The sequence below is a fragment of the Nocardiopsis sp. MT53 genome (genome assembly GCF_019598965.1).
Lineage (GTDB): Bacteria > Actinomycetota > Actinomycetes > Streptosporangiales > Streptosporangiaceae > Nocardiopsis > Nocardiopsis changdeensis.
This window is the reverse complement of record NZ_CP080599.1, coordinates 7,033,818-7,052,997: the sequence shown is the minus strand read 5'-3', so window position 1 is coordinate 7,052,997 and position 19,180 is coordinate 7,033,818. Positions and strand designations below refer to the sequence as shown.

Annotated in this window: 15 protein-coding genes and 2 CRISPR repeat arrays (1 of these 17 running past the window's edge); of the genes, 12 read left to right on the top strand and 3 right to left on the bottom strand. The window is 72.0% G+C overall.

Going from position 1 to position 19,180, the window contains the following annotated elements; translation table 11 throughout:
- A CRISPR array of direct repeats spans nucleotides 1-1,236; the repeat unit is 29 nt; unit sequence GTGCTCCCCGCGCACGCGGGGATGGTCCC; it reaches 693 nt to the left of the window's first position.
- A gap of 371 nt (nucleotides 1,237-1,607) precedes the next feature.
- From cas3 to K1J57_RS31350, 12 genes are all read left to right on the top strand, one after another.
- Nucleotides 1,608-4,475, top strand: coding sequence for a CRISPR-associated helicase Cas3' (gene cas3 / locus K1J57_RS31405; RefSeq protein ID WP_220562299.1), 2,868 nt, complete (start codon nucleotides 1,608-1,610; stop codon nucleotides 4,473-4,475).
- Nucleotides 4,465-6,177 carry a type I-E CRISPR-associated protein Cse1/CasA gene (gene casA / locus K1J57_RS31400; RefSeq protein ID WP_220562298.1) on the top strand — a complete coding sequence of 571 codons (1,713 nt, stop codon included), beginning with the start codon at nucleotides 4,465-4,467 and terminating at the stop codon, nucleotides 6,175-6,177. The genes cas3 and casA overlap by 11 nt, the downstream gene beginning before the upstream one ends.
- Before the next feature lie 22 nt (nucleotides 6,178-6,199).
- Nucleotides 6,200-6,847, top strand: coding sequence for a type I-E CRISPR-associated protein Cse2/CasB (gene casB / locus K1J57_RS31395; protein WP_220562297.1), 648 nt, complete (start codon nucleotides 6,200-6,202; stop codon nucleotides 6,845-6,847).
- A gap of 148 nt (nucleotides 6,848-6,995) precedes the next feature.
- Nucleotides 6,996-8,183 (top strand): type I-E CRISPR-associated protein Cas7/Cse4/CasC, encoded by a 1,188-nt coding sequence (cas7e, locus tag K1J57_RS31390; RefSeq protein WP_220562296.1) that lies wholly within the window; start codon nucleotides 6,996-6,998, stop codon nucleotides 8,181-8,183.
- Nucleotides 8,180-8,890, top strand: coding sequence for a type I-E CRISPR-associated protein Cas5/CasD (gene cas5e, locus K1J57_RS31385; RefSeq protein WP_220562294.1), 711 nt, complete (start codon nucleotides 8,180-8,182; stop codon nucleotides 8,888-8,890). Before cas7e ends, cas5e begins: the two co-directional genes overlap by 4 nt.
- Nucleotides 8,890-9,624, top strand: coding sequence for a type I-E CRISPR-associated protein Cas6/Cse3/CasE (cas6e, locus tag K1J57_RS31380; protein WP_220562293.1), 735 nt, complete (start codon nucleotides 8,890-8,892; stop codon nucleotides 9,622-9,624). The genes cas5e and cas6e overlap by 1 nt, the downstream gene beginning before the upstream one ends.
- Entirely contained in the window at nucleotides 9,621-10,571 is a 951-nt protein-coding gene (cas1e, locus tag K1J57_RS31375) for a type I-E CRISPR-associated endonuclease Cas1e (RefSeq protein WP_220562292.1), read from the top strand. The genes cas6e and cas1e overlap by 4 nt, the downstream gene beginning before the upstream one ends.
- On the top strand, nucleotides 10,568-10,918 hold the full coding sequence (gene cas2e, locus K1J57_RS31370; protein ID WP_220562291.1) for a type I-E CRISPR-associated endoribonuclease Cas2e: 351 nt from the start codon (nucleotides 10,568-10,570) through the stop codon (nucleotides 10,916-10,918). Before cas1e ends, cas2e begins: the two co-directional genes overlap by 4 nt.
- A gap of 99 nt (nucleotides 10,919-11,017) precedes the next feature.
- Nucleotides 11,018-12,450: a CRISPR direct-repeat array (repeat unit 29 nt; unit sequence GTGCTCCCCGCGCACGCGGGGATGCTCCC).
- A 177-nt stretch (nucleotides 12,451-12,627) separates the two neighbouring features.
- On the top strand, nucleotides 12,628-12,813 hold the full coding sequence (locus K1J57_RS31365; RefSeq protein ID WP_220562290.1) for a hypothetical protein: 186 nt from the start codon (nucleotides 12,628-12,630) through the stop codon (nucleotides 12,811-12,813).
- Nucleotides 12,810-13,070: a type II toxin-antitoxin system RelE/ParE family toxin gene (locus K1J57_RS31360; RefSeq protein ID WP_220562289.1), complete on the top strand. Its 261-nt coding sequence runs from the start codon at nucleotides 12,810-12,812 to the stop codon at nucleotides 13,068-13,070. The genes K1J57_RS31365 and K1J57_RS31360 overlap by 4 nt, the downstream gene beginning before the upstream one ends.
- Before the next feature lie 127 nt (nucleotides 13,071-13,197).
- Nucleotides 13,198-13,428: a DUF397 domain-containing protein gene (locus tag K1J57_RS31355; RefSeq protein ID WP_338151184.1), complete on the top strand. Its 231-nt coding sequence runs from the start codon at nucleotides 13,198-13,200 to the stop codon at nucleotides 13,426-13,428.
- A gap of 672 nt (nucleotides 13,429-14,100) precedes the next feature.
- Entirely contained in the window at nucleotides 14,101-15,087 is a 987-nt protein-coding gene (locus tag K1J57_RS31350) for a LacI family DNA-binding transcriptional regulator (RefSeq protein WP_220565920.1), read from the top strand.
- A 19-nt stretch (nucleotides 15,088-15,106) separates the two neighbouring features.
- Here the strand turns inward: K1J57_RS31350 and mmsB are convergent, their stop codons facing one another.
- The 3 genes from mmsB to chvE are packed head-to-tail and all read right to left on the bottom strand — an operon-like array spanning nucleotide 15,107 to nucleotide 19,058.
- On the bottom strand, nucleotides 15,107-16,396 hold the full coding sequence (gene mmsB, locus K1J57_RS31345; RefSeq protein WP_220562287.1) for a multiple monosaccharide ABC transporter permease: 1,290 nt from the start codon (nucleotides 16,394-16,396) through the stop codon (nucleotides 15,107-15,109).
- On the bottom strand, nucleotides 16,393-17,922 hold the full coding sequence (locus K1J57_RS31340; protein ID WP_220565919.1) for a sugar ABC transporter ATP-binding protein: 1,530 nt from the start codon (nucleotides 17,920-17,922) through the stop codon (nucleotides 16,393-16,395). Before K1J57_RS31340 ends, mmsB begins: the two co-directional genes overlap by 4 nt.
- Before the next feature lie 44 nt (nucleotides 17,923-17,966).
- Nucleotides 17,967-19,058 carry a multiple monosaccharide ABC transporter substrate-binding protein gene (gene chvE / locus K1J57_RS31335; protein ID WP_220562286.1) on the bottom strand — a complete coding sequence of 364 codons (1,092 nt, stop codon included), beginning with the start codon at nucleotides 19,056-19,058 and terminating at the stop codon, nucleotides 17,967-17,969.
- Nucleotides 19,059-19,180: the final 122 nt, after the last annotated feature.

The following is a 19,180-nucleotide window of genomic DNA, read 5'->3' as shown; positions in this document are numbered from 1 at the left end:
TGGTCCCGGCGGCACCGGGTGCTCGGAGTCGTCCGGGGCGTGCTCCCCGCGCACGCGGGGATGGTCCCAGGTCGGTGCCGTCGGTGATGCCCAGGGCGTCGTGCTCCCCGCGCACGCGGGGATGGTCCCCACATCATCTACGCAGGCCAGCTCCAGCGCGAGTGCTCCCCGCGCACGCGGGGATGGTCCCCTCGCGCGACACCGGACGTCCAGGCGGTGCGGGTGCTCCCCGCGCACGCGGGGATGGTCCCGTGAACTGGTCTGCGGCGTCGACCTGGCCGCCGTGCTCCCCGCGCACGCGGGGATGGTCCCCTGCCGGGGAGGACGACGTCGACCGCCCCGTCGTGCTCCCCGCGCACGCGGGGATGGTCCCGACCGGTTCCGTCGCCGGGCTCTCCTCCGCGGGTGCTCCCCGCGCACGCGGGGATGGTCCCCGGGCGCTCCTCAGCGGTCCAGGCGACATGGTGTGCTCCCCGCGCACGCGGGGATGGTCCCCGGTGGTTCACCACCCAGGACCTCGCACTGTCGTGCTCCCCGCGTACGCGGGGATGGTCCCGAACTCATCGACCTGGGCCGCGACCTGGGCCCGTGCTCCCCGCGCACGCGGGGATGGTCCCGACGGGTCGTCGATCTCGCCGCGGGCGACGCGGTGCTCCCCGCGCACGCGGGGATGGTCCCTGGACAAGGATGGACAGCCTCCCGAGAACGGAGTGCTCCCCGCGCACGCGGGGATGGTCCCTCCCACTCCTCCTTCAGGGAGGGCTGGCGCTCGTGCTCCCCGCGCACGCGGGGATGGTCCCACCACCTACACGCTGACGCCGGCGTACCGGCTGTGCTCCCCGCGCACGCGGGGATGGTCCCCGGATCACGTCCACCTCCGCCGCGGAAAGGTCGTGCTCCCCGCGCCCGCGGGGATGGTCCCACCTGCCACCCCGCCGCCCGGGCGGTGGCCGCCAGCCGGGAGTGCTCCCCGCGCCCGCGGGGATGGTCCGGGCTAGGTAGCTAAAGGCGACCGCGCCTTTCTGTGCTCCCCGCGCACGCGGGGATGGCCCCACGGCGTCAACACCGAGTGGAGATTCGGACGAGTGCTCCCCGCGCACGCGGGGATGGTCCCGAGGGAGCGGCGGGGCTGAGCGAGGTGCCGCTGTGCTCCCCGCGCACGCGGGGATGGTCCCGTGAAGCTGGCGCACAAGGCGTGCAACGAGGAGTGCTCCCCGTGCATGCGGGGATGGTCCCGCCTTCTCCGGTCTTTCGGAAGCCATTCCGCGGCGGAACGTTCGGAGACTGCGTCGAGGCGGCCACCGCGCCCGCAGACTCCGCCGTCCCGGAGGCCCGACACGGAGAGGCCGGGGATCCCGTTTCCGTCCGGGCCGAGTGGGTCGTTCTCCTCGTCGGGATCCGTGCCGAACGCCGACCCGCAAAACACAGGTTCCTGGGCACGACCGCCCGGACGTGCTTTGCGGCCGAATAGGATCGGCCTCTGGCCTTTAGCACGACTTATCACCCTTCCGCAGGTGAACCGGGCGGTAGGCCATGACCGGGTCCGGTCAGTACAGATTTACGGTTTCCCCTGTAAAGCCGTAGCCCCAAGGACTATCAATGTGCCCATGACGACTGATGGGCACCCCGAGCCCTGGGTGGCCTCCCTTTTCCCTGCCGCGCGCGCCGTGTGGGCCAAGCACGACTTCGACACCGACGGCTGGCTCCCGCTGTACCGCCACATGGCCGACAGCGCCGCCGTCGGCGGCCTCCTCTGGGATGAGTGGCTTCCCCCGCAGGTCCGCCGCCTCATGGCGGCCGCCATGCCCGATGGTGAGGCCGACGCCCGCCTCCTCGTCACCTGGCTCTGCTGCGTCCACGACATCGGCAAGGCGACGCCCGCGTTCGCCGGCCAGGTCGACGGCCTCGCCGACCGTATGCGCGCCAACGGCCTGGACACCCCCTCGCGCAAGCAACTCCCCGATCACTCCCACGCCCCCCACGGCCTGGCCGGGCAGCTCATCCTCCGTGACTGGCTCACCTCCCGCCACGGCTGGTCGAAGCGCGCCACCCACCAGCTCACCGTCGTCGTCGGCGGCCACCACGGCGTCCAGCCCACCGACGCCGGTATCCGGGAAGCCGACAGGCGTCCCGAACTCCTGCGCACCCCCGGCAACGAGCAGGCCTGGCTCGATGTCCAGTACGAACTCCTCGACGCCGCCGCCACCCGCACCGGTGCCGCGTCCCGCCTCACCGCCTGGCGTGACGCCGAAATCCCCCAGACCGCGCAGGTCCTGCTCTCCGCACTGGTCATCACCGCCGACTGGATCGCCAGCAATCCCGACCTCTTCCCCCTCTACCCCAACGCCGGAACCCGCGCCCACGACCCCGTCCGCACTCGCGAGGCCTGGCGTCTCCTCGGCCTCCCTGCCCAATGGCGCCCCCGAGAACCCGAGGGGACCCCCGCCGAGCTCTTCGCGGCCCGCTTCGAGCTCCCTCCCGGCGCCACCCCCCGACCCGTCCAGGAACAGGCCGTCGAGGCCGCCCGCGCCATGCCCGCCCCCGGCCTGATGATCATCGAGGCCCCCATGGGCGAGGGCAAGACCGAGGCCGCACTCACCGTCGCGGAGGTCTTCGCCGCCCGCTCCGGCGCCGGCGGCTGCTTCGTCGCCCTGCCCACCATGGCCACGAGCAACGCCATGTTCGACCGCTTCCTCACCTGGCTCGCCCATGTCCCCGGCATGCCCGCCGAAGCCGCCTCCGTCTTCCTCGCCCATTCCAAGGCCCACCTCAACGAGGACTACCTCGCCCTCATGGGCGGCGGTATCACCCTCGACCTCGACCGGGACGGCGGTGACGACCGGGCCGTGACCGCCCTCATCGCCCACCGCTGGCTCCGCGGACGCAAGAAGGGCATGCTCGCCTCCTTCGCCGTCGGCACCGTCGACCAGCTCCTCTTCCTCGGCCTCAAGAGCCGCCACCTGGCCCTGCGCCACCTCGCCCTGTCCGGGAAGGTCGTGGTCGTCGACGAGGCCCACGCCTACGACACCCATATGAACACCTACCTCGACCGCGCCCTGACCTGGCTCGGCGAGTACGGCGTCCCCGTCGTCATCCTGAGCGCGACCCTCCCCGCCCGCCGCCGGCGCGAACTCGTCGCCGCCTATACCGGTGAACGCGACGGCCACGACCACGTCGAGCAGGCCCGCGCCTACCCCCTCATCACCACCGCGGTTCCCGGCGTCCGCGCGGACGTCACCGAGCCCCGCGCCTCCGGCCGCGGCGCCGACGTCCTCATCGAACCCCTCGACGACGACCTCGACACCCTCACAAGCCGGCTCGAGACCGAACTCTCCGACGGCGGCTGCGCCCTGGTCATCCGCAACACCGTCGCCCGCGTCCACGAGGCCGCATCCCGCCTCCGCGACGCCTTCGGCGAGAACACCGTCACCGTGGCCCACTCCCGCTTCCTCGACCTGGACCGCGCCGCGAACGACGCCGCCCTCGTCGCCGCCTACGGCCCGCCCGACCGCGATCCGGAGCGCCCCGCCCGGCACATCGTGGTCGCCACCCAGGTCGTCGAGCAGTCCCTGGACGTCGACTTCGACCTCCTGGTCACCGACCTGGCCCCCGTCGACCTCGTCCTCCAGCGCATGGGCCGCCTGCACCGCCACCCCCGCGGCGAGCGGCAGTCCGACCGCCCCGCACCCCTGCGCCGCGCCCGCTGCCTGGTCACCGGTGTCGACTGGACCGCCACACCCCCCGAGCCCGTCCGCGGCTCGCGCACGATCTACGGCGAACACGTCCTCCTGCGCTCCCTCGCGGTCCTGCGCTCCCGGCTGGACGCGCACGCCGACGCCGAACGCACGGTCCGCCTCCCCGCCGACATCAGCCCCCTGGTCCAGGACGCCTACGCCGACGACGACGCACTCCTCCCGCCCGCCTGGAAGGACAGGGCCGAGGAGGCCCGTACCGCCCACGAGGTCGCCCGGCTGACCCAGCGCGAGAAGGCCCGGACGTTCCTCCTCAGGAAGCCCGCCACCCCGGGCAAACCCCTCATCGGCTGGATCGACGCGGGGGTCGGTGACGCCGACGACTCCCACAGGGGCCGCGCCCAGGTCCGCGACACGGCGGAGAGCCTGGAGGTCCTGGTCGCCCGCCGGGCCGCCGACGGCACCGTCACCACCTTCCCGTGGCTTCCCGACGGCCGCGGCGGCGTGGAACTGCCGACCCACACCGCCCCTCCCGCCGAAGCCGCCCGCACCCTGCTCGCCTCCGCGCTGCGCCTGCCCTACCAGTTCACCTTCGGCGCGACCATCGACCGCGCCATCGACGAACTCGAAACCGACATGGTCCCCGCCTGGCAGTCCAAGGACGCCCACTGGATCGCCGGGGAACTCGTCCTCTTCCTCGACGAGGACGACCGGGCCGACCTGGCCGGACACCACCTGCACTACACCCGGACCGACGGATTGAAGGCCACCCGTGCCGAATGACACAGCCACCGCACCCGTAACCTTCGATCTCACCACCAGCCCCTGGCTACCGGTCCTGCGAACCGACGGCACCGAGGACGAACTCTCCCTCACCGAGGTGTTCGCCCAGGCCGCCGACCTGCGGCGGCTGGTCGGCGACGTGCCCACCCAGGAGTTCGCGCTGCTGCGCCTGCTGCTGGCGGTCCTGCACGACGCCCTCGACGGACCCTCGGACCTGGACGAGTGGGAGGACCTCTGGCGGGAGGGCATCCCGGCCGACACCGTCGCCGCCTACCTGCACGACCACCGCGAGCGCTTCGACCTGTTCCACCCCGCCGCCCCGTTCTTCCAGGTCGCGGACCTGCGCACGGGCAAGGACGAGTACTCCTCGCCCGACCCGATCGTCGCGGACGTCCCCAACAACGCCCGGTTCTTCACCATGCGCGCCCTCGGTGCCGCCACCCTGACCTTCGCCGAGGCCGCCCGCTGGCTGGTCCACGCCCACGCCTACGACACCTCCGGCATCAAGTCGGGGGCCGTTGGCGACCCCCGGCTCAAGAGCGGCAAGGTCTACCCGCAAGGGGTGGGGTGGGCGGGGAACCTCGGCGGAGTCCACGTCGAGGGCGACACCCTCCGGGAAACACTGCTGCTCAACCTCGTCGCCTTCGATACCGACGGCCTGCGCTGGGACCCCGACTTCGACACCGAACCGGACCTCCCCGCCTGGCGCCTGCCACCCGACACGTCCGCACCCCTCGCCGGGACCGCGGCCGTCAGCCGACCGCACGGCCTGCGGGACCTCTATACCTGGCAGACCCGCCGCCTGCGCCTGCACCACGACGGGGAATCCGTCAACGGGGTCCTGCTCGCCTACGGCAACCCGCTGACCCCCCACAACAAGCACGACCGCGAACCCATGACGGCCTGGCGGCGCAGCCCCGCCCAGGAGAAGAAGCTCAAGCAGGCCACCGTCTACCTTCCCCGGGACCACGATCCCTCCCGGGCGGCCTGGCGCGGCCTGGGCGCACTGGTCACCGGGGAGGTCCGCGGCGCCGAACAACGCCATGAGGCCGCGGCCATCGTCCGTCCCCGCATCCTGGACTGGTTCCACCGGCTCGCGGTGCACGGGCCCTTCGAACCGTCGACCCTCATCAGGGTCCGCCTGGCCGGGGCCGTCTACGGCACCCAGCAGTCCGTCATCGACGAGATCGTCGACGACGCCGTCGCTCTGCCGATCGTCCTGCTGGGCGAACGCGACGCGGACCTCGGGCGGATGGCCGTCGACGCGGTCGCGGACGCCGAGAACGCCGTCACCGTTCTGGGCGACCTGGCCACCGACCTCGCCCGAGCCGAGGGCAGGGAACCCGACCCGCCCCGGAGCACAGCCCGCGACCAGGGGTTCGCCGCGCTCGACGGCCGCTTCCGTGCGTGGCTCTGCGCACTGAGGTCATCGGACGACCCGGGCTACCCGGCCGAAGAACGCCGACGGTGGCAGGCCGAGGTCCACCGGATCGTCTCCGACCTGGGCGGCGACCTTGTCCGGGCCTCGGGAGAAGCAGCCTGGCAGGGACGGGTCGTCCACACCGCGAAGGGGGACCTGTGGCTCAACGCCTCCCGGGCCGACCTGCGCTTCCGCTCCGGCCTGCGCAAGGCCCTGACCATGGCCGCCCCCGAGGACGCGGCGGACTCGAAAACGCCGGACGGTACCGGCGACGACGACTGAACCGGACAACGGAGACACAGCGGTGACCACCACGACCCCCACCGAGTACATGCCGGCGCTCCACGACCTGGGGACCTTCGTCGACGAGCGCATCCGCCCCATCCAGGGCGGCTACATGAAGGACCGGCCCGAAGCGGTGGCGCTCCTGGCCAAACTGCGCCGGGGCGCGGGCAAACCCCTCGCGGACGTCCCGGAACTGATCGGGCTCACCCTCGACCACGACTTCTACGAGAAGTTCCCGGCCGGCCACCCGCATGTGGAGCACGCCGAGGCCGCCGCCCACGAGGCCCTGACCCTGTACGCCCTGCACCAGCAGTCCAAACGGGACCAGGGCATGCACCGGCGGGGTCGCGACCTGGGCGGTGCGGTGCGGCGCCTCATGCCGGGCGGAACCATCGACGAACCCCTGCGCAGGCGCTTCGTCCAGGCCGGAAGCGCGGTGGACCACGGCGTCCGCCTGGACCGCCTCCGGGGCATCGTCAAGCTGCTGCGAGCCGCCGACGTCCCCCTCGACTACGGCCTGCTGGCCGACCAGCTCTACACGATCCGGGCCGTCAGGGGCGGCCCCTCCCTCGTCCGCACCGCTTGGGGTCGCGGGTTCCAGTCCTACCGCCCCGCGACCGCGGAGGAGGGCGGTACCGGAACGACGACGCCCCCGACGGACGGCTGACGGGGCCGGGCCTGGCCTGGCCCACACGCCCTCCGGCCGATCCCGGGACCCTCCTCCTGTCGCGCGCGCATCCACCGGATTCCGCCCCCGCTGCGACAGCGCGGAGCACACAGCACCACACCGACGAGACCACGAGGAACCGACGACCATGAGCCGCACCATTCTCGACGTGCACGTGTTGCAGACCGTGCCGCCCAGCAATCTCAACCGCGACGACACCGGCACCCCCAAGACCGCCGTCTACGGCGGCGTCCGCCGGGCCCGGGTCTCCAGCCAGGCCTGGAAGCGCGCCACCCGCCAGGCGTTCGGTGCCCTCCTCGCCCCCCAGGACCTGGGCACCCGCACCAAGCGCGTCGCCGAACTGGTCGCCGACCGCATCACCGAACTCGCACCGGACCTTTCCCGGGACGAGGCCGTCGCCCTCGCCGCCGAGACCGTTCAGGTCGCCACCGGGTCCAAGATCGAGGTGCCCAAGCGCAAGGCCGACGCCGCCAAGAAGAAGGGCGAGAAGGAGCCCGCTCCCGAGTCCTCCTACCTCATGTTCCTCAGCGCCCGCCAGCGCGACGGCCTGGCCGCCCTCGCCGTCGAGGGCCGCGAGGACATCAAGGGGTTCCTCAAGGACAAGGACGCCAAGGCGCGTGCCAAGGCCATCGCCGACACCCACCACTCCGTCGACATCGCCCTGTTCGGCCGCATGGTCGCCGACGGTGCCGACATCAACGTGGACGCCGCCGCCCAGGTCGCCCACGCCATCAGCGTGCACGCGGTCGAGAACGAGTCCGACTACTACACCGCCGTCGACGACCGCAATGAGGACTCCGAGCCGGGCGCGGGCATGATCGGCACCGTCGAGTTCAACTCCGCGACCCTCTACCGCTACGCCGCCGTCGACGTCGACCAGCTGCGCAAGAACCTGGGGGAGGGGCTGCGCGAGGACGAGCCCGCCACCGAGCCGCTGCGCCGAGCGGTGCAGGCGTTCGTGCGCGGGTTCGTGGAGTCGCTGCCCACCGGCAAGATCAACACCTTCGGCAACCACACCCTGCCGGACGCGGTGATCGTCAAACTGCGCAGCGCGCGGCCGATCAGCTTCGTCGGGGCCTTTGAAGAGCCCGTCGAGGCGGGCAGGGGACACCTCGCCGAGGCCTGCGCGCGGCTCGCCGACTACATCGTCGGGGTCGAGCGCGCCTACAACGCGACCGACGACGTGGACACCTGGGTGGTCCGGGTGGGGGAGCGCACGGCCAAGCTGTCCGGCGTCGGCGCCTCCGTCTCCCTGGCCGAACTGGTCGACCAGGTCGGCGAGGCGGTGGCCCGGCGGCAGGTGTCCGGCGCATGAGCGTCCTGCCCCTCGTCCTGGCCGGACCGCTCCAGTCCTGGGGGTCGGCGTCCAGGTTCGCCCGGCGCACCACGGAGAACGCCCCGACCAAGAGCGGGGTGGTCGGGCTGCTCGCCGCCGCCCTGGGCCGGGAGCGCACCGAGGACCTGTCCGACCTGGCGGCGCTGCGCTTCGGGGTCCGCATCGACCAGCCCGGGGTCCGGGTGCGCGACTACCAGACCGCCCGGCACCTGGTCACCGACGTGTCCATGCCGGTATCGGAACGCTTCTACCTGGCGGACGCGGTGTTCGTCGCGGCGGTCGAGGGCGACGACGAACTCGTCGGGACGCTGTACGACGCCGTGCGGGCCCCGGTCTTCCTTCCCTACCTCGGGCGGCGCTCCTGCCCGCCGGCCCGGCCCCTCGACCTGGGAGAGCCGGTCCCCGGCCGTGTGGAGGACGTGCTGGAGGGCCAGTCCTGGCAGGCCGCCCCGTGGTACCGGCGCAGCAGGCGCCGGGAGGCCGCGGTGGACCTCACCACCATCATCGACGCCGGACGAGGGACCGCTGGAGACCTGTTCCGCGACCTTCCGCTCAGCTTCGACCCCCTGCACCGGCGTTACGCCATGCGTGCGGTCGCCACCGCGTCGGTACGGGTGCGCAACCCGGACGCGCGCCGCGAGCGGATACCCGACCACGACCCCCTGCTCGCGCTGGGAGGAGACTGATGTACCTCACCCGCTTCCGCTTCAACACCAACAAGACGGGAAGCCGTCGGCTGCTGTCGTCCCCGCAGGTGCTGCACGCCGCCGTGATGGGCTGCTTCCCCGAGATACTGCCCTCCGAGCCGGGCGGGCCGCGCGTGCTGTGGCGACTGGACCGCAACTCGCGGGCGGAGGTGCTGCTGTACGTGGTGAGTCCGACCCGGCCGCTGATGGACGACCTCATGGACCAGGCCGGGTGGCGGGGCGTCGACGACCCGGAACGGGTGTGGAAGAGCCACGACTACACCGGGTTCCTCGACCGGCTGTCCAAGGGGCAGACGTGGGCGTTCCGGCTCACCGCCAACCCGGTGCACAGCATCCGGCGCAAGGACGGGGAGCCCACCAAGGTCACCGCGCACGTCACCCCGCGCCACCAGGCGGGGTGGCTGATCCAGCGGCAGGACGCCTCCGGGTTCGTGATCGTGCGCAAGCCCTCTGACCAGCAGTTGCTGCCGGGGGAGGACGAGTACGAACTGACCGTGCACGACCGGAACGCGGCGGGGTTCGACAAGCCGGACCCGCGGCCCGACCGCCGGGGGAAGCGGATGAGGGTGCCGATCGTCACGGCGACCTTCGACGGACGGCTCACCGTCACCGACCCGGAGGCGCTGCGCCGGGTGCTGTGCGCGGGGCTCGGCAGGGCCAAGGCGTACGGCTGCGGGCTGATGACGCTGGCGCCGGTGGGGACAGGGCGGTGACCGCCACGGCGGGGAGCCGCGGGGCGTCGACACCGTGGGAGCTGACCAGGGTCGGTGAGCGGATCTCGTTCGTGTACCTGGAGAAGTGCATCGTGCACCGGGAGGACAACGCGATCACCGCGGCGGACGGCGAGGGGGTCCGGCACCTGCCGTCGGCGACCATCGGGGTGTTGCTGCTGGGGCCGGGGACCAGTGTGACCGACGGTGCGATGAAGCTGCTGGGGGAGTGCGGCGCGACCGTGGTGTGGGTCGGCGAGTACGGGGTGCGGTTCTACGCGGCGGGGAGGGCGCTCACGCGGTCGTCCAAGCTGGTGGAGGCGCAGGCGACGGCGTGGGCGAACCCGCAGAAGCGGTTGAGCGTGGCGCGGGGGATGTACCGGATGCGGTTCCCGGACCTGGATGTCGAGGGGCGGACGCGTCAGCAGCTTCTCGGGTACGAGGGCAAGCGCGTCCAGGCCGCCTATCGGAAGGAGGCCGAGCGGACGGGGGTGACCTGGCGCGGGCGGCATTACGTGCCGGGGGACCACGACCGGTCGGACACGCCGAACAAGGCGATCACCTCGGCGGCACAGTGCTTCTACGGGATGGCGCACTCGGTGACGGCGGCGCTGGGATGCAGTCCGGGGCTGGGGTTCGTGCACTCGGGGCATGAGCGCGGGTTCGTCATGGACATCGCCGACCTGTACAAGGTGGAGATCGGGATCCCGGTGGCCTTCGACGCGGCTGCGCAGGGCGACGAGGACGTCGACGGGGTGACCCGGCGGTTGCTGCGGGACCGGATCAACCGCGAGGGGCTGCTGGAGCGCTGCGTGGACGACGTGAAGCGTCTGCTCCTGGGGGACGCGGCGGACGAGGCGGCCGATGAGCGGGACGAGGTGGCCCTCGTGGGCGACCGCGGGCGGTTGTTGGAGGCGGGGCACAACTACGAGTTCGAGGTCGTGTGGTGACGGTCCTGGTGCTGACCAACTGTCCGAAGGGGTTGCGGGGACTGCTGACCCGATGGCTGATGGAGATCTCGTCAGGGGTGTTCGTGGGCAGGCCCTCGCGGAGGATCCGTGATCTGCTGTGGGAGGAGGTGCAGCAGTACGCGGGGCAGGGGAGGGCGTTGCTCGTGTACACGAACGATTCGGAGCAGGGGTTCGGCTTCAAGACCTTCGAGCACCACTGGCAGCCGGTCGACCATGAGGGTCTGATCCTCATGAACCGCCCGAAGGAGTCTTCGCCGTCTGCTTCCACCAACCCACCGAAGAAGGGCTGGAGCAAGGCCTCCAAGCGACGTCGTTTCGGCCACTGAGCGATATTCGACTTTTGTGTTCTTTTGGGTTTAGTGTCCGAAATCCAAGAAGTTTGAAAATCGCCTGTTTCCCAAAGGGATCTTCGCAGGTCATTTACTGTGCTCCCCGCGCACGCGGGGATGCTCCCCCACCCCTTGGGGCGCCCCGGCCTGGGGCGCCGTGCTCCCCGCGCACGCGGGGATGCTCCCGGCGAGGGGCAGAGCGAGCAGGACGAGCGCCTGTGCTCCCCGCGCACGCGGGGATGCTCCCCGCTATCTCAAGCGCAAGGCGGACAAGTCGATGTGCTCCCCGCGCACGCGGGGATGCTCCCCGGGTCGACATGGCCAAGGACCGGGCGGAGGCGTGCTCCCCGCGCACGCGGGGATGCTCCCACCAAGCCGGGCACAGCCAAAACGACGTCCTCGTGCTCCCCGCGCACGCGGGGATGCTCCCGAGGGCCTGGTGCTGAGCCGCCAGGGAAAGGGGTGCTCCCCGCGCACGCGGGGATGCTCCCGCGCCGTCGGAGGTGCGCCCCGTGCTCTTGCCGTGCTCCCCGCGCACGCGGGGATGCTCCCCGAGAATCGGACAAAACGCCACATCGGACAAGGTGCTCCCCGCGCACGCGGGGATGCTCCCAAGGGCAAGGACCGCAAGGAGCAGCAGGAAGAGTGCTCCCCGCGCACGCGGGGATGCTCCCTCCAAGCGGATCCCCGCGTGCGCGGTCTTGTCGTGCTCCCCGCGCACGCGGGGATGCTCCCCCGGCCACCGCGCCGCCGCGGCGGGCGACGAAGTGCTCCCCGCGCACGCGGGGATGCTCCCGAAGACATGACTTCACCCCCTGGGGTGCCCGTGTGCTCCCCGCGCACGCGGGGATGCTCCCGAGCCACATGGCCGCCGCACCGGCCCGCGACCGTGCTCCCCGCGCACGCGGGGATGCTCCCGGGTGCAGCGGCCACAGTCCCTCCCGGAGCAGGTGCTCCCCGCGCACGCGGGGATGCTCCCACCACCCCGTGGGGCATCAGCTCCACCGCGACGTGCTCCCCGCGCACGCGGGGATGCTCCCCGGCCGCGGAGGCGCCGGCCACCTCGAGCCCGGTGCTCCCCGCGCACGCGGGGATGCTCCCGCCCCCAGTCCGAGCGCAGCCCCCGCGGACACGTGCTCCCCGCGCACGCGGGGATGCTCCCGCCAGGTAGGCGAGGGGCTCCTTGGTGGGCCGGTGCTCCCCGCGCACGCGGGGATGCTCCCGGCCACAGGCGACGCGGCAGGCGCGGAGGTGAGTGCTCCCCGGGCACGCGGGGATGCTCCCACGGCGGTGATACGAACGTCTCCCCCGATGCTGTGCTCCCCGCGCACGCGGGGATGCTCCCCCCGCCGACGGGCTGCCGTCGGTGACCGGGCGGTGCTCCCCGCGCACGCGGGGATGGTCCCGGGTGTGGATCTCCCAGGACTTCAAGAAGCGCGTGCTCCCCACGCACGTGGGGGCGGTTCCGCGTACGATGAGTTGTGCGTTTCATGCGTTTGAGCGCTCCCCGCGCACGCGGGGATGGTCCCTAGGTGTGTATTTGGCTGGATATTTTTCCGGTGCATTTCTCACTTCCGGACGTTGATGGCAATGGTTCATAAGGGGCGATTGCTTGCAAGCCTGGCGTTCAAGGCTTTTGGTGCCCGATGGTGGGCGCGCACGAACACCGCAGGTGGGTGTAGTGGGTATAGTTCGGAGAAGAATTCATGACAGCTGAATCGGTCGAACCGCACGGCATGGTAACTGAGTTGGCTGAGGCGTTGGCCGACCGTGGCTTGGTCCTGGTGTCCGCCGCCTATCTAGAAGAGCTTGAGGACATCGCCGATAGCGCGGTCATCGAAGCTCGTGCCAATGAGAAGACTGTCCCTTTCCGGGTTGAGGACTACGAGTGAGCCGTTACACGGTCGAGGTCACCACGTCTGCGCAGAAGGAGCTGCGCAGGCTTGATTCCTTGGTGCGCAAACGTGTTGTTCGAGCGATCGCCGAACTCGCTGAGGAGCCTCGACCGGTCGGTTGCAAAAAACTCAAAGCCCGAGATGGCTACCGTGTCCGCATCGGCGATCATCGCGTGATCTACACAATCGATGATGGGAGGGTCACTGTTGTGGTCATCAAGGTCGGCCCTCGAGGGGATGTCTATGACCGGTGACGGCTGTGCTTGCAGCCGTTGAACCGGTCCATTGCAGCTTGATGCTCCACGAAACCTGGGCAAAGGTGTTTCCCGGGGTGCGGCGGCTTTGGTGCAATGGCAGAGAGTGCTTCCGTCGGCTTCGGGGATGTGGTCCCCGTGCCGGCACTGCATGAGCACACGTGCCTCGGTTCGGCTTCTGCCTTCTCCGGGCTTTCGGGAGCCGCCCCGCAGCGGAACGTCCGGTGACTGTATCGAGGCGGCCACTGCGCTCGAAGGCTCCGCCGTTCGAGACGCCTGGCACCGAGAGGCCGGGGCTCCCTTTTTTGGCCGGGCCGAGTGGGTCGCTCTTCTCGTCGGGGTCCGTTTCGAACGCTGACCAGAGAAAGTGCTTCCCGCACCCGCGGGGATGGTCCCCACGTGCGAGCTCTGCGGCGCGCCTGCGCGCAGTGTTGCCCGTTCCCCGCGCACGCAGGGATGCTCCCGCCATGGGCGTGGCGGTCCTGCGCCTGGACGAAGTGCTCCCCGCGCACGCAGGGATGCTCCCGCGTCCAACGCCGACCTGGAGGAGGCGGCGAAGTGCTTCCCGCGCACGCAGGGATGCTCCCGGTCCTCGTGGCGGTGCGCCATCTCGTCGTTGGTGTTCCCCGCGCACGCGGGGATGGTCCCGCCACCGTCATGTCCAGCCGCAGCGACCGGCCGTGCTCCCCTCGCATGCGGGGGTGGTCCCTCCATGATGACGAGATGACCCGTCATCGCGGCGTGCTCCTCGCGGGTGCGGGGGTGGGGGCTCGGAGGGGCGGGAGCGGGGAGCGGCAGCCAAGGGCGTGGGGGCAGGGGAATCGGCGGGATGGGAGCGCTAACAACAGGAAACTGGAAGCGTTTACCTTGGGTGGGAGGCTGTTGCCGTGTGGGGGCAATGGGATATGTTAGCGCCCACCGTCCGGCTCGTGCCCGGCGGGCGTTCACCGAGCACGCGACCGCATCGGCTGTGAAGGAGCTGCGGGTGGCCCAGACCCCATCGACCCCCGGCGCGGCGCGGGAGCCCGCGATGACCGACGTCGCGCGCCTGGCCGGGGTGTCGCACCAGACGGTCTCCCGCGTGCTCAACGGCCACCCCAACGTCCGCGAGCAGACCCGGCTGCGGGTGCGCGCGGCCATCGAGCAGCTCGGCTACCGGCCCAACCGGGCCGCCCGGGCGCTGGCGACCGGGCGGTCGCAGCTCATCGGCGTCGTCGCCCAGAACTCGACCCTGTTCGGCCCCTCCTCGCTGCTGGCCGCCTTCGAGCTCGCCGCCGCGGCCCGGGGCTTCGTCGTCAGCGTCCGCCGGGTCCGGGTGCTGGACCGGGGCTCCATCGCGGAGGCCGTCGACCACCACCTGGAGCAGCGCGCCGCCGGGATCGTGGTGATAGCGCCCACCGCCGCCGCGGACGAGGCCCTGGCCGCGGTGCCGCCGGACATCCCGCTGGTCGCGGTGGACGGCGACCCCGCGCGCGGCGACACCCTGGTGACCGTGGACCAGCAGGCCGGCGCGCGGCTGGCCACCCGCCACCTGCTGGACGCCGGGCACCGGACCGTCTGGCACGTGGCCGGCCCCTCGGAGTGGTTCGACGCCGCCGACCGGGAGCGGGGCTGGCGGCGGACCCTGGAGGAGGCCGGCGCCGAGGTCCCGCCGGTGAGCCCCGCGGACTGGAGCGCCGCCTCGGGCTACCGGGCCGGGCTGATCCTCGCCCGCATGCCCGAGGTCACGGCGGTCTTCGCCGCCAACGACCACCTGGCGCTGGGCATCCTGCGGGCGATGTCGGAGCGCGGCCGCGCCGTCCCCGGCGAGGTGAGCGTCGTCGGGTTCGACGACGTCCCCGAGGCCGCCTACTTCATCCCGCCCCTGACGACCGTGCGCCCCGACTTCGCCACGGTGGCCACCGAGACGCTGGACGTGCTCCTGTCGTGCATGTCCGGGGAGCCCGCCGCCTCCACCCGCCGGACGATCACGCCGACCCTGGTGGAACGCGCCAGCGTGGCCGCCCCGCCCCGGTAGGCGGGGCGGCCGCGCCGGGTCAGGCCGAGGCCGGCTCCCGGGCGCCCGGGGCGGGCGCGGCGCCGCCCGCCCCGGGCCCGTCGCGGCGGACGCGCAGCCCGAACACCGCCCCGCCCGCGCCGATCCGACGCTTGTTGTAGATGTCGAAGGCCACCGCCAGCAGCAGCACCAGCCCCTTGATGAGCTGCTGCCAGTCCACGCCGAGCCCGATCAGGGACATCCCGTTGTTGAGGACGCCCATGACCAGGGCGCCGATGACGGCCCCCACCACGGTGCCCACCCCGCCGGACGCCGACGCGCCGCCGATGAACGCCGCCGCGATGGCGTCCAGCTCGAACATGGTGCCCGCGCCCGGGGTGGCCGCGTTGAGCCGCGCGGTGAACACCAGCCCGGCCAGCGCGGACAGCGCCCCCATGTTGACGAACACCCAGAAGGTGGTCCGCTGCGTGCGGATGCCCGACAGGGCCGCCGCCCGCTCGTTGCCGCCCACCGCGTAGATCCGCCGGCCCGGCGTCGTCGAGCGCGTCACGAACGAGTACCCCGCGATCAGCGCCACGAGCAGCAGCCCCACCAGGGGCAGGCCGTTGTGGGCCGCCAGCGCCCAGGTGAACGCCAGGATCGCCGCGACGAGCACCGCCGAGCCCGCCGCGGTCACCGCCGCGGGCTGCACCGGCAGCCCGTGCGCCCGGGTCCGCGCCCGGGCCCGCCACTGGATCCACACCACGACCGCCGCGCCCGCCGCGCCCAGCAGCAGGGTCGGCAGGTGCGGGCCGTCGGTCTGGCCGGGGAGGAACCCGCCCGCGATCCGCCGCAGGGAGGAGGGCAGGTGCGCGATGGACTCGCCGCCCAGGACGGCCAGCGTGGCGCCGCGGAACACGAGCATCCCGGCGAGGGTGACGATGAACGCGGGGACGCGCACGTACGCGATCCAGAAGCCCTGCCAGGCGCCGATGGCCGCGCCGAGCAGCAGCGCCAGGGGCACCACCGCGAAGGTCGGCAGCCCCCAGGAGGTGAGCATGATCGCCGACACGGCGCCGGTGAACGCCACCACCGACCCGACCGACAGGTCGATGTGCCCGGTGACGATCACCAGCATCATGCCGATGGCCAGGATCAGGATGTAGGAGTTCTGGAGGATCAGGTTGGTGATGTTGAGCGGGGTCAGCAGCAGCCCGCCCGTCAGGATCTGGAACAGGACGACGATGGCGACCAGCGCCACCGCCATCCCGTAGCGGCGGGTGTCGCCGCGCAGCAGGGCGCCGAGCCCGGCCCGCCCGGAGCCGGTCCGTCCCGCGGTCTTCTGTTTCATGGCCGGTCCCCGGTTCTCGTCATCAGTCTCATGAGGGTCTCCTGGTCGGCCTCGGCCGCGGGCACCTCGCCGGTGATGCGGCCCTCGCACATGGTGTGGACGCGGTCGCACATGCCCAGGACCTCGGGCAGCTCCGAGGAGATGAGCAGGACGGCGGCGCCCTCCGCCGCCAGCCTGCGGATGATCAGGTGGATCTCGTACTTGGCGCCGACGTCGATGCCGCGCGTGGGCTCGTCCAGGATCAGCAGCTCCGGCCGGGTGAACATCCACTTGGCCAGGACGACCTTCTGCTGGTTGCCGCCGCTGAGCGTGCGCACCGTCCCGGCGGCGACGTTCCCGCGCACGCGCAGCTCCTCGCCCATCCGCCGGGCCTCGACGGTCTCCCGCGCCTGGTCGATGACCCCGTGGCGCGAGACGCGGTGCAGCGCGGCCAGGGTGGTGTTGCGCCGGATGTCCTCGTCGAGCAGCAGCCCGAGCGTCTTGCGATCCTCGGGCACGTAGGCCAGGCCGCCGCGGACGGCCGCGGCGACGTCGTGCACCGGCAGGACCTCGCCGTCCTTGGACAGCGTGCCCCGCACGAACCTGCCGTAGGAGCGGCCGAACAGGCTCATCGCGAACTCGGTGCGCCCGGCCCCCATGAGCCCGGCCAGCCCGACGATCTCGCCCGCGCGCAGGTCCATGTCGACGCCGTCGACCACGCGCCGCCCCGGCCGGGTCGGGTGGTCGACCGTCCAGTCGCGCACCCGGAACCGCACCGGGCCGGCCTCCCCGAGCGGTTCGGGGTAGCGGCGGTCCAGGGAGCGCCCGACCATGCCGCGGATGATCCGGTCCTCGTCCACCGACGGCGTCCCGGCGGCGTCGCGCTCCACGGCGAGCGTCTCGATGGTGCGCCCGTCCCGCAGGATCGTGATCTCGTCGCTCACGTCCACCACCTCGCCGAGCTTGTGCGAGATGAGGATGCAGGTGACGCCCTGGGCGCGCAGTTCGAGGAGCAGGTCCAGGAGCCGCCGGCTCTCGGTCTCGTTCAGCGCCGAGGTGGGCTCGTCCAGGATGAGCAGCCGCACCCGCTTGGCCAGCGCCTTGGCGATCTCGACGAGCTGCTGGGCGCCGATGCCGAGCGCCGACACCGGGACGTCCGGGTTCTCGTCCAGACCCACCCGGAGCAGGAGCTCGCGGGCGCGGGCGTGGGTGGCGTCCCGGTCCAGGACGCCGAACCGGGTGATCTCGTGCCCGAGCAGCACGTTCTCGGCGATGGACAGCTGCGGGACCAGTGCCAGCTCCTGGTGGATGATGGCGATGCCCGACCGCTCGCTGTCGGCCACCCCGGTGAACGCGCAGGGCCTCCCGTCCAGGAGGACCTCCCCGGTGTAGGTCCCGGCGGGGTGGACCCCGCTGAGCACCTTCACCAGGGTGGACTTGCCCGCCCCGTTCTCGCCCATGAGGGCGTGGACGCGGCCCGCGCGCACCTCCAGGGAGACCCCGTCCAGGGCCACCATCCCGGGGAACTCCTTGCGGATGCCCCGCATGCTCAGCAGCGGGCCCGGCGGGGCGCCCGCGGCGGGGGCGCCGGTCACAGGTCCGACTCCTCGTAGTAGCCGCTCTCGACGAGCACCTCCCGGTAGTTGTCGATGTCGACCGACACGGGCTCCAGGAGGAAGGCCGGGACCGTCTTGACGCCGTTGTCGTAGGTCTCGGTGTCGTTGACCGGCACCTCCTCCTCCGCGAGCAGCGCCTCCACCATGTCGACGGTCTGGGCCGCCAGGGCCCGGGTGTCCTTGAACACCGTCTGGGTCTGCTCGCCGGCGATGATGGACCGCACCGACGACAGCTCGGCGTCCTGGCCGGTGACGACGGGCAGGGGGAGGTCGCCGCCGCCGTAGCCGACGGCGCGCAGGGACTCGATCACGCCCAGGCTGATGCCGTCGAACGGGGAGAGCACGGCGTGCAGCTCCTCGTCGGAGTAGTGGGCGCTGAGGAGGTTGTCCATCCGGGCCTGGGCGATGGCGCCGTCCCAGCGCTGGGTGGCGATCTGCTCCATCTCCGTCTGCCCGCTGGGGACCTCCAGCGTCCCGTCGTCCAGGTAGGGCCGCAGCACCGACATGGACCCGTCGTTGAAGAAGTAGGCGTTGTTGTCGTCGGGGGACCCGCCGAACACCTCCAGGTTGAACGGCCCCTCCTCGCCCTCCTCCAGTCCGAGGGCGTCCACGATGTACTGCGCCTGGAGCACGCCGACCTCGAAGTTGTCGAAGGTGGCGTAGTAGTCGACGTTCTCGCTGCCCATGATGAGCCGGTCGTAGGCGATCACGGGGATGCCGCTGTCGGCGGCGGTGTCGAGCACGTCGCCCAGGGCCTCGCCGTCGATCGCGGCGATGACGAGGACGTCGGCGCCGCGGGTGATCATGTTCTCGATCTGGGAGATCTGGTCGGGGACGACGTCCTCGGCGTACTGGAGGTCGGTGCCGAAACCGCGGGCCTCGAACTCGGCGACCATGTTCCGCCCGTCGTTGACCCACCGTTCGGAGGACTGGGTGGGCATGGAGATGCCGATGAGGCCGTTCTCGCCCTCGGGCCGGGCGGCGTCGCCGACGCCGTTGCAGGCGGTGAGCAGGAGGGCGGACGCTGCGAGCAGCGCGGTGCCCGCCGTACGTGGGCTGTGCGACATGGGGGGTCCGCTTTCGTGTCGGTGTGCGTGGAGGTCCGGGCCGGGAGGGGACCGGACGCGGGTCGGAGGGACGGGGGAGGGGCCGGGGGCCGGGGCCGCGCCGGGTGCGCGGCCGGCGCCGG